Consider the following 9,230-nt stretch of genomic DNA (forward strand, 5'->3'; position numbering starts at 1 on the left):
CTGTGGCCGTCCCCGCGCGCGGCTCGGTGGTGCTGGCCAAGGCGGCCGTCACCGGAGCGCTGTGGACCGTGGTCGGGACGGTCACCTCCACCGCTTCGTTCCTGCTCTCCCAGGCGATCCTGCACGGGCGGCACGCCGGGGTGCCGATCACCCACCCCGGGGTGTTCCGGGCACTGGCGGCGTCCGCGCTGCTGCCCCCGGTCTGCGCACTGGTCGGTCTGGGCCTGGGCGTTCTGCTCCGGCACGCCGCCGCGACCATGGTCACCAGCGTCTTCCTCCTGCTGATGCTGCCCACCATGTTCTCGGAGAGCGACCGCTGGACGGCGGACATCAAGCACGCGCTGGTGTCGCCCGCCTGGCAGCGCCTGATCGAGCCCTGGGACCCGGACCCGGATTCCCTGGCCTACACCGCCACGGTCCCCGGGTGCTGGATCGTGTACGCGCTCTGGCCGTTGATCACGGTCGCACTGGCCGTGCTCGTCGTGCGGCGCCGCGACGTGTGACAGGCCGCGGCCGGGGCGGCCGGACCCTACGCGTTGCGGATCGCGTCCACCAGCCCGGCCACGAGGTGGGCCCGCTCGGCCATGGCGCCGACCACCAGGTACTCGTGGTCGGCGTGCGCGCCGCCGCCCACCGCTCCGAGGCCGTCGAGCGTCGGCACCCCCAGCGCGGCCGTGAAGTTGCCGTCGCTTCCGCCGCCGACGGCCCGGCCTTCGAGGCCGGGCAGCAGCTGCCGCGCCATCGCGAAGAGCTCCGCCGACGCCGATTCGGGCATCGGGGGCCGGCCGATGCCTCCGTCGACCGCGACCGTCGCCCCGTCGAGATACGGGGCGAGCGCCGCGAATGCCGACTCGACGCGTTCCTTCTCGGCGGCCGACTCCACGCGGACGTCCACGACGACGGTCGCCTCCGCGGGTACGACGTTGTCCAGGGTTCCCGCGGACGCGACGGTGGGGGGTGACGGTCGTGCCGATGCCGGGCCGGCCCAGCGCCGCGATGTCCAGTACCTGGTGCGACGCCTCGATCAGGGCGTTGACGCCGGCGGCGGGCTCGAGCCCCGCGTGCGACGCCCGGCCGGTGACGGAGACCCGGAACGTGCCGCAGCCCTTGCGGCCGGTCTTCACTCCCCCGCCGTCGGCGGCGCCCTCCAGGACGAGTACCGCGCCGCAGGCCAGGGCGCGTTCCTCGATGAGGGCCCGGGAGCAGCGGGAGCCGACCTCCTCGTCGGCGGTCACCAGGATCTCGACGCCCGACAGGTCGTCGAGCGCGGCCAGGCCGTGAATGCCCTGCACCAGACCGCCGAGCATGTCGAAGACCCCGGGGCCGGTGGCGTGCCCGCCCTCGACCCTGAACGGGCGGCGTTCGAGCGTGCCGAGCGGGAACACCGTGTCGTGGTGACCGAGAATCAGCACCTGGGGATCGCCACCGCCCGACCAGTGGACGTGCGGCCCGGCTTCGCTCTCGACGAGAACGGCCCGGCCGCCGAGCCGGTTCTCGATGACGGAGGCGACGGTCTTGGCCGACGCCGTCAAGGCGTCCGGGTCGCGCGAGGGAGATTCGGTTTCGACGAGTGTCCTGAGATCTTCGAGCATCGCGTCGACATGCACGTCGACGGCCTTGCGCAGGGTCATGCCGCCAGCGTATGCGGTGCGGTATGCGTGTTCTGCTGACCACCATCGGGGCACGGCGGCCGGCTTCGGGGATGTGAGTGGCTAACATCGCGGCCTGTGATCACTGTGGCCACCTGGAACGTCCTGCACCGCGTCCATGCCGAGAACTGGGGAGAGGACGTGGTGGCGCGCTGGCCGGACGAATCGGAGCGCGTCGCCGCGGTCGCGGAACGGCTGGCGCGGCGCACCGAGCAGGTCATCGCCCTGCAGGAGGTCAGTGGTGACCAACTGGCCGCCCTCCGCGACGCGCTGCCCGGCCGGACCGTCCACGCCCTGCGCTACCCGCGCGTCCCGGCGCCCCGCCACGGCACCTGTGCGTTGCGCGCTCCCGAGGAGTACCTCGTGCTCCTGGCCGACGGGCCGAGCCGCCAGGTCGGCGCCGCCGCCTTCGAGGACGACCCGGGCAAGGGCGCGCTCGCAGTCGAGACCGCGGGGGCGCTCGTCGTGGCCACCCACGTGAGCGGCGACCGGCGACGCACCCGTCAACTGGCGCGCCTCGCCGAGCTGGCCGCCCCCGCGCCGGGACGGCCGGCGATTCTCCTTGGCGATTTCAACGCCGATCGCGGAGTCGTGGCGGCGGCCCTGGGCACCGGCTTCGACGTCGCGGACCTCCCACCGGACGCCCTGCCGACCCGCCCGCCCACGCCGGGTTCGACGGCGCAGTGGATCGACCACGTCGTGGTACGGGGCGGTGGAACGAGCAGCGCGGCGGTCGAGGACGCCGGTGGCCTCTCGGACCACAATCTCCTCCGCGCGGACGTCCGCCGCTAGGCCGTGCTTTGGAAGTGGGATTGGCCTCTCGTCCCGCGTCGCGATGATCTCGGTGTGGGGCGAGGTGATCTTTCTGACGAGCAGTGGGCGGTTCTGGAACCATTGCTTCCGGTGGCGGGGCGGGGCCAGCCAGCGGTGGGTCGGCGGAAGCTGATCGATGGGATCCGCCGGCGGGTGCGGACCGGTGCTCCGTGGCTGCGCTCGCAGTCCGCTTCGAGGCAATTGTCGTCGTCGCCGCGATCAACGAGTGGCTTTGACCTGCCGGTCGTTTCCTGTCCCGCTGTCCAGGGCGTTTCGTGCGGGGCCATGGACGGCGGGGTGGGGGTCGTCAGCGGCCTGGAGGAGGACTGGTTCGGCGTCAGGGCCGAGCACGCGGACGGAGTTTTCCAGGGCGCTGGCCCGGACGGCCGGAGAGGGGTGGGTGGTGGCGAGGTGTTCGAGGAGGGGTGCGGTGCGCTGGTCGCCGAGGTGGCCGGCAAGATCGCACAGGATCTGGTGGCTGCGGGTGGCCGGGCTGGGGGTATTGCCGGTCAGACGCCCGCCGTCGGTGTCGAAGAACCGCTGCTGCGCGTGCGGGTCGTCCTGGCGGTGGATGAGGAGGTTGAGGGAGACCGACAGGGCGGGCGGGTGGTGCTGGGTGTGGATGTCCCGGCCTGCCCGGTAGTACATGACCTTCCCGCGTGGTAGGTCGGTGTGTTCGAGCAGGCGGAGCTCGACGTGCTCGCCGGGCACCCCGGTGACCGTGTGGGGATCGTACTCCCAGATCGTGGTCTCGTAGCCGGGCCCGAAGTGGCCGACCGTCAAGAACGAGAAGGTGTGGTCGTGCGGCACCTCATAAGAGTGCAGCGTCTGCTCCTCGTGCAGGCTCATGCGGGCCGGCGGGAGCCAGATGTTCGCCCGGACGCTGAAGTTCTCACCGTGGCCCAGGAGAAGAGACGGTCCCATGTAGGGGTTGCCGTTCTGCCAGGAGGCGAGATCGGCGAGCTCTTGGTTGAGGTGGTCGACCAGCAGGTCCGCGTCACCGTTCAGCGCGCTCAGGGCGTCGGCCGACGCGAGCACGGAATCGGTGTCGGCGGTGTCGACGGTGGCGTTGATGTGGTCGAGGTAGTCGGCCAGAGTGATTGGCGACTGACGGGCGGCGGGGAGGGTGTAGGCCACGGGGCAGCTCTCCTTCAGGTGGCCCCGACGGGCCGGGGCGCCGGGGCCGGTGCCTGGCCGAGGGCCGCGGCCGCGGTGGCCCTGATCTCCGGATGCCGATCGTGGGCGGCGGCTTCACGCAGTCGCGCGGTCCCCGCTGGGCGGTCGACGCGGAACAGGGCGCGGATGGCCTCCCAGCGCACCTGATGTTGCGGATGCCGGGAGAGCTCTTCGAGCCGGGGCCCGGAGGTGGACTTCCCCGCAGCGCCGAGCAGGCGGATGGCGTAGGTGAGCCGGGTCGCGTCGAGGTCGGCACTGATGACCTGGACGGGACGCAGCGTCGTACGGTCGTAGGCCAGCCGGTAGGCCACCACCGGGGGCGAGGTGAGCAGCAGATGCGGGCAGGCGGCATCCGGCTGCGTGAAGACTGCCAGATGCTGCCCGGCATCCAGGGCGAGAACCTGGCCCTTGGCCACCGTGCGCATACCGAGCGGAGTCAGCGCCCGGCCGTCCAAGGCATCGGGACGCTCATGGGCGGGACGTGCAAAGACCTCCACCAGCGCAGGATCCGTTCCCAGCGGCGCGATCAGGCAGTGCGCGGCGGCGCTGACCAGCCCGTCCTGCCGATAAGGGGCAGCGACACGAAGCGTCAGGGACCAGCCTGCACCCTGCGCGACGACGACGCCCTCATCGGTCATGCCGGGCACACCACGGTCCGGCTGACGGCAGACGTCACCCAGCAGCTTGCGCACATACTGCGCAGCCCATCCGGACTCCGCCAGAACAGCCAGCGGGCCCTGCGCGGCGAAAAACGCTCCCGGCTCCCCAGACGGAAGGCGCCTGCCCACCTGCACAACGAAGTCGTCCAGGTGAGCAGCCACCTGCGTGGCCTCAGTACCCAAGACCCAGGTCACCTGTCAGGAACCTAATCGAGAATCCGGACCTTTTCCAGGATGCTGTCGCGCAACGTATCCACAACCTTGCCGCCAATGGTCTGCTTCGAGTTGGCGAGCCCACCAGTGACGAGGATGGGACTGGCCTCGGAAACGCTGTCCAGGCCGGACGTGAGCCCGCTGGCCGCAACCGGGGTGCCCAGCTCCGGCAGCTCGGCGGCCTGTGCACCGCCGATACTGCCTCCGACTGCCGCTGCCATCGTGCCCGCCACGACCAGTCCGCGTCGCAGTCGCTCGTTCTTGATCAATGTTGCTCCCATACATCCCGGACAGCGTTTGTCGTACCGGCCGCTCAAGCCGCCATCGCACCAACGAACGCGCCCTCAAGAAGGCATTGCCGCACCGGACAGTGCACCAGAACGAAGGAACCGAAGGAGAGCACCCACACTCCGTGGTCAACGTGGTGTAGGCCGGAGCCCGCGGACCGCCCGGCAGTGCGCTGCGGACGTTCAGCAGATGGCACTGACAGATCCTCACCCATGCCGTCAGGTCCCAGAGTCAGCACCCAACCGACCTCATCAGACCGCCCACCCGGCACACCAGCAACTTCGAAAACACGGCGGGGACTTCGTGGGTCCCGGGAGGGAGCAGCTCGCCGGTTGCGCGACGTAGATGCGACCAACTCGCTCAAAAAGCAGCAACTTTTGATCACAAACAGTCATTTTCGGAGTTCGATGCCCTTATGTGACTGAAGCGTGTAGGTTCTGGATCGGTTCGGGTGATGTGGCATGCCACCCGGCCGGGATGTTCTTTCACTGGGGAGCGGGCGCGTCCTGTCGGGCTTCACGCACGGAACGACGCGGCCGAAGCCCGCGAGAAGGGAAACGGCCCGCCGGGACCGAGAGGAAGCCTCATGGCGGAGATCGATCTCGGAGTGGCGACGGACTGGAACGAGGGCGACACCCACGGCCGCATCAGACTGCGGCAGAACCAGATCTACCCGAACTCGCCCAAGAAGGACATGCTCATCAGCTCGCCGGTGAGCATCGAGCTGTCGGTGAACACGAACTACTCCACCTCTCAGGAGGCGGACAAGATCTACTTCACGACCCACCACGGCTCCACGAAGAAGATCATCGCGGTACTCGACTCCGACGGCAACCTGCACATAGCCGGCCGCCTGATCACAGAGCAGAAAGACCTGTCCTACTAGGAAGCGATGACCCGGTGGGGGCGGCGGCAGGGTCTGCCACCGCCCCCACCGGCATTCCGCGGAAGAAGCCGGACTCCGTGGCATGGCCCTCGAACCCGCCCCGGTCGGCGCGGGCGCCACAGCGAACCGGCCGGCGCGAGGGCTACCAGTCCCCGTCCGCCGTGGTCTTCGCCGGACCCAGGACCCGCACGTGGCCGTGGTCGCCGTACGCCGAGCGCCGCCACGTGACGAACGCCTTGGCCGTGCGGTCGGCGTCCTCCTGTTCGCCCGCTCCGTAGTCCACCCGGACGACGGCCTCGACGCGGTCGGTGCCTGCCGGGGTGCGGATGTAGACGCGCGTCACGTGCGGGGCCACGGCCGCGTCCGCCTTCGGGGCCTTGGTGGTGAGGTACGCGTGGAACTCGCGGAGCATCGGGAACCAGCGGTGCGGGCCGGCGGTGGGGACTCCGCCGTCGTCGTCCGCGGTGTCGCCCATGGGCGGACCGTCGGGGTCCGGATGGTCGTCGGAGGTGGTGTCGGGGAGGCTGGTCCCCTGATCGTCGGACGTCGTGTCCGGGAGGTTCGTCCCCTGGTCGTCACTGGTCCCGTCCGGCGCGGACGCCGCCGTTCCGGGCCCGTCGGCACGTTCCGTACCGCAGGCGGCCATCGGCAGGCAGCAGCAGACGACCGCCGCGACCACGCCCGCGTACCGAGTTCTGAACTTCATGTTCCTGCCCCTTTCGAGCCCTCTGGCAGGTGAGAGGGTCCCGAGCGGCCCGGGGTTCCGGGCGTCTCAGCGGGCCGGGGCCTTGTCGGTGAGGTCGTAGCCGCCCTTGGTCACCTTGGAGTCGGCGGCCGGTGCCATGCACGCGCTGAGCAGCGGCTCGCCCTCCGCGGTGCCTCCGGAGAGCCCGATGCGGCCGGGACCGCCGCCCTTGCCCGCTCCCACGTAGAAGCTGATCCCCATGCGGATGTGCCGCTTCAGATAGTCGTCCCAGGCACCGGCGTTGCCCCCGGTGCGCACGATGCGCCCGGTCACGGTGGCGGTGGGACCGCCGCTGGTCAGACAGTCCACCTCGAAGTCGCCCCAGTTGACCTTCTCGGGCTCGCCGTTGGCGGCTGCCATCCGGTGGTAGATGCGGAAGGTCCCCCAGGACTTGTCGGGCCTGGCCCGGCCCAGACCCCCGAAGGTGGCGTGGGCGTCGACGGTGACCTGGATATCGTCACCGGCGACGGGGTAGTCCATGCGGCCCCAGCCCCTGAGGCTGGAGACGACAGCCCCGGAGGGGCCGGAGGCCCGCGCGTCCCGGCCGGGCCCGGGCGTGGGGGCCGTCGACGCGGAGGCGATCCCCGCGGTGGTCGCCACCATGGCGGTCGCCGCGAAGAATGTGACGGCGCGGTGGGACAGCTTGGATCTGGGCACGGTGGAACTCCGTTCGGGCGTCGTGGAATCCGAAGCGGTGGAGTGGGAGGGACTTCCGCTCCGCCACGAACGATCCTGTTCGACGCCCGGCCCGGGCACGTCAGCCGCTGGTCGTGAGCGCTTCCGCCGTACGGCGGAGCCCGCTGGTGAGCGGTCCGGCTCAGGGTGTACCCGACGTGAAGGGCGCGCTCAGTCGAACCGGATGTGCCTGGCCCCCGTCCAGGCGCGGCGCAGCCGGCCCCGCAGGGGGCCGTCCGTGTTCGGGAGCAGGCTCAGCCCGGCGGACGCCGCGATGCGCTCGGCGACCTGCGGAACGGTGCGGTGGTCGGTCCGGATGTGCTCCGCGAACTCCGCGGCCCGCAGCCGCTCCAGGCACAGGTCGAGCTTGGCGACGGCGAAGCTCTCGAAGCGCAGCGGGGCCTCCTTCCCGGCGACCAGCCGCACCGCGCGCCCGAAGCCGCGCTCGCGCAGCCGTCGCAGTACGGTGGCCCGTTCCGCGAGGAGCGCGAAGTGCCGGACGTCGTGGCCGCGCGCCCGGAGCCGGCCGACGATCTCCTCGAAGTAGGCCGGTTCGACGACCGTCATGGGGACGATGACCGTCCCGGCGTGCTTGCCGAGCGCCAGGTCGAGGACCTCGTACACGCCCTGCCGCCAGGCGGCCAGGTCCTGGAAGTCGCCCCGGAGGGGCGCCGGCAGCATGCGGTGAAGCCCGAAGCCGACGTGCTCGGGGTCGCAGATCACGCTGCCGGGCAGCCGCCGCTGGAGCTCGTGTGCGGTCTGTGTCTTGCCGCCGCCGAAGGGCCCGTTGATCCACAGAAGCATGTGCCGTCCGTCCTCTCATCCGGCGGAGACGATCGAGCGTACGTCGCCGATCCGCTCGTTGTGGGGCGGGGTCCGCCACTCCGGGTGGCTGCGGACGACATAGAGATCCACCCGGGAACGCGGCTGTACGTACCGAACGATCTCCGGCGCGTTCCCGTCCTCCGGGACCTCCACCAGCGGCACTCCGCGCTTTTCCAGCATGCGCCGCAATTTTTCGAAGGGCAGGTGGCGGCCGAACCGTCCGTACCGGGCCCGGATGTTCTCGTTGACCACGGACCCGCCCCCGCGGGCGAGCCGGTGGACCTGGAGGCTGAAGTGGTGGCCGGTCCAGGGGTCCGCCGGGGACGGCCGGTCCCAGAAGAACTCGACCAGGCCGTGGTCACGGCACATGCTCCGCCCGCCGAAGCGGTTCTCGGCGAATTCGGGCCCCAGGAGTCCGGTGACCTCATCGGGACCGGCGTCCGGCGGCACGCCGAGCAGGTTTCCGGTGGTGATCACGTCCAGGTAGAACGCGAGGGAATACGGGGTCAACTGGACATCCTCGAAGGCGCGGTGAGCGGCTCATCTTACGGCCGGATCCCGGCGGGTCGCCGAATAAACCAGTGGTGCCGCCCGCTGCGCGGCCGGAGACTCGGGCCGGTGCGCGAATCTCTCCTCCACCACGCCGGCTTCCGCCGGTTCTTCGCCGGGCAGCTCGTCTCACTGCTGGGCAGCTCGATGGCCCCGGTCGCGCTGGCCTTCGCGGTGCTGGACGCCTCCGGCCGCCGCACCGGGGACCTCGGCGTCGTCCTCGCCGCCCGCATGGTGCCGTTGCTCGTGTTCCTCCTGATCGGCGGCGCGACCGCCGACCGCCTCTCGCGCCGCACGGTGCTGGTCGCCGCGAACCTGGGCTCCGCCCTCACCCAGGGAGCCGTCGCCGCACTGCTGCTCACCGGCCACTACGCGCTCCTCCCCGTCGCGGGGCTGGAACTCCTCAACGGCATCCTGGCCGCCTTCACCACCCCCGCGCTGCGCGGCCTCCTGCCCGAGCTCGTCGGCAAGTCCCGGCTGCGGCAGGCGAACGCGCTGCTCGGCTCGGTGCGCAACGCCACGAAGATTCTCGGGCCGAGCGCGTCGGGCCTGCTCGTGGTGGCCGCCGGCGGCGGGCCGGCCCTCGCCTTCGATGCCCTGACGTACCTGGTCGCCGCGGGCTGCCTCGCCCGTCTGCCCCTCGCCGCCGGCACGCCGCCCCGATCCGCCTCCCTGCTCGCCGACATCCGCGAGGGCTGGGCGGAGTTCCGCCGCATCCGCTGGGTGTGCGCGGGAACGCTGTCCTTCTTCGC

At 71.1% G+C, this 9,230-nt stretch carries 10 protein-coding genes and 3 pseudogenes; 5 read left to right on the forward strand and 8 right to left on the reverse strand.

The annotated features are described in order from the left end of the window. A pseudogene (locus AB0K09_RS23970) lies at nt 1-503 on the forward strand (ABC transporter permease); the annotation flags it as partial. Nucleotides 504-529: 26 nt separating this feature from the next. On the opposite strand, the pseudogene AB0K09_RS23975 reads toward AB0K09_RS23970, so the two are convergent. Continuing rightward, nucleotides 530-1,631 (reverse strand): annotated as a pseudogene (locus AB0K09_RS23975) (M20 family metallopeptidase). 96 nt (nt 1,632-1,727) lie between these two features. On the opposite strand from AB0K09_RS23975, the gene AB0K09_RS23980 reads away from it, so the two are divergent. After that, entirely contained in the window at nt 1,728-2,441 is a 714-nt protein-coding gene (locus AB0K09_RS23980) for an endonuclease/exonuclease/phosphatase family protein (RefSeq protein ID WP_366067433.1), read from the forward strand. 54 nt (nt 2,442-2,495) lie between these two features. Further along, nucleotides 2,496-2,636: pseudogene (locus AB0K09_RS23985) on the forward strand (transposase); the annotation flags it as partial. A gap of 45 nt (nt 2,637-2,681) precedes the next feature. Here AB0K09_RS23985 and AB0K09_RS23990 read toward each other — a convergent pair. From AB0K09_RS23990 to AB0K09_RS24000, 3 genes are read right to left on the reverse strand one after another with little or no spacing between them, the layout of a single operon-like run. Beyond that, the gene (locus AB0K09_RS23990; RefSeq protein WP_366067443.1) at nt 2,682-3,599 is read right to left on the reverse strand and encodes a HEAT repeat domain-containing protein; all 918 of its coding nucleotides are present in this window, start codon (nt 3,597-3,599) and stop codon (nt 2,682-2,684) included. A 14-nt stretch (nt 3,600-3,613) separates the two neighbouring features. Next, a complete protein-coding gene (locus tag AB0K09_RS23995) occupies nt 3,614-4,492 on the reverse strand; it encodes a HEAT repeat domain-containing protein (RefSeq protein ID WP_366067434.1) in 879 nt (292 codons plus the stop codon). 11 nt (nt 4,493-4,503) lie between these two features. Continuing rightward, nucleotides 4,504-4,779, reverse strand: coding sequence for a hypothetical protein (locus AB0K09_RS24000; RefSeq protein ID WP_366067435.1), 276 nt, complete (start codon nt 4,777-4,779; stop codon nt 4,504-4,506). 605 nt (nt 4,780-5,384) lie between these two features. Between AB0K09_RS24000 and AB0K09_RS24005 the strand changes: the two genes are divergently transcribed. Further along, nucleotides 5,385-5,684: a DUF6342 family protein gene (locus tag AB0K09_RS24005; protein WP_366067436.1), complete on the forward strand. Its 300-nt coding sequence runs from the start codon at nt 5,385-5,387 to the stop codon at nt 5,682-5,684. Nucleotides 5,685-5,826: 142 nt separating this feature from the next. Here AB0K09_RS24005 and AB0K09_RS24010 read toward each other — a convergent pair whose 3' ends face one another. From AB0K09_RS24010 to AB0K09_RS24025, 4 genes are all read right to left on the reverse strand, one after another. Then, complete coding sequence (locus tag AB0K09_RS24010) at nt 5,827-6,390, reverse strand: hypothetical protein (RefSeq protein WP_366067437.1); 564 nt, start codon at nt 6,388-6,390, stop codon at nt 5,827-5,829. Between the two features lie 66 nt (nt 6,391-6,456). Further along, nucleotides 6,457-7,086, reverse strand: a complete 630-nt coding sequence (locus AB0K09_RS24015) for a hypothetical protein (protein WP_366067438.1) — start codon at nt 7,084-7,086, stop codon at nt 6,457-6,459. Nucleotides 7,087-7,275: 189 nt separating this feature from the next. Continuing rightward, the gene (locus AB0K09_RS24020; RefSeq protein WP_366067440.1) at nt 7,276-7,908 is read right to left on the reverse strand and encodes an AAA family ATPase; all 633 of its coding nucleotides are present in this window, start codon (nt 7,906-7,908) and stop codon (nt 7,276-7,278) included. 15 nt (nt 7,909-7,923) lie between these two features. Beyond that, the gene (locus AB0K09_RS24025; RefSeq protein WP_366067441.1) at nt 7,924-8,439 is read right to left on the reverse strand and encodes a hypothetical protein; all 516 of its coding nucleotides are present in this window, start codon (nt 8,437-8,439) and stop codon (nt 7,924-7,926) included. Between the two features lie 108 nt (nt 8,440-8,547). Here AB0K09_RS24025 and AB0K09_RS24030 point away from each other — a divergent pair. Beyond that, on the forward strand, nt 8,548-9,230 hold a 683-nt coding region (locus tag AB0K09_RS24030; RefSeq protein ID WP_366067442.1), incomplete at its 3' end, for an MFS transporter.

This window comes from Streptomyces sp. NPDC049577, from assembly GCF_040675635.1.
In the GTDB taxonomy this organism is placed as follows: Bacteria; Actinomycetota; Actinomycetes; order Streptomycetales; family Streptomycetaceae; genus Streptomyces.

Coding starts and splice junctions, on each gene's coding strand:
- AB0K09_RS24005 (WP_366067436.1), top strand. CDS start 5,385: ATGGCGGAGATCGATCTCGGAGTGGCGACGGACTGGAACGAGGGCGAC.
- AB0K09_RS24010 (WP_366067437.1), bottom strand. CDS start 6,390: ATGAAGTTCAGAACTCGGTACGCGGGCGTGGTCGCGGCGGTCGTCTGC.
- AB0K09_RS24020 (WP_366067440.1), bottom strand. CDS start 7,908: ATGCTTCTGTGGATCAACGGGCCCTTCGGCGGCGGCAAGACACAGACC.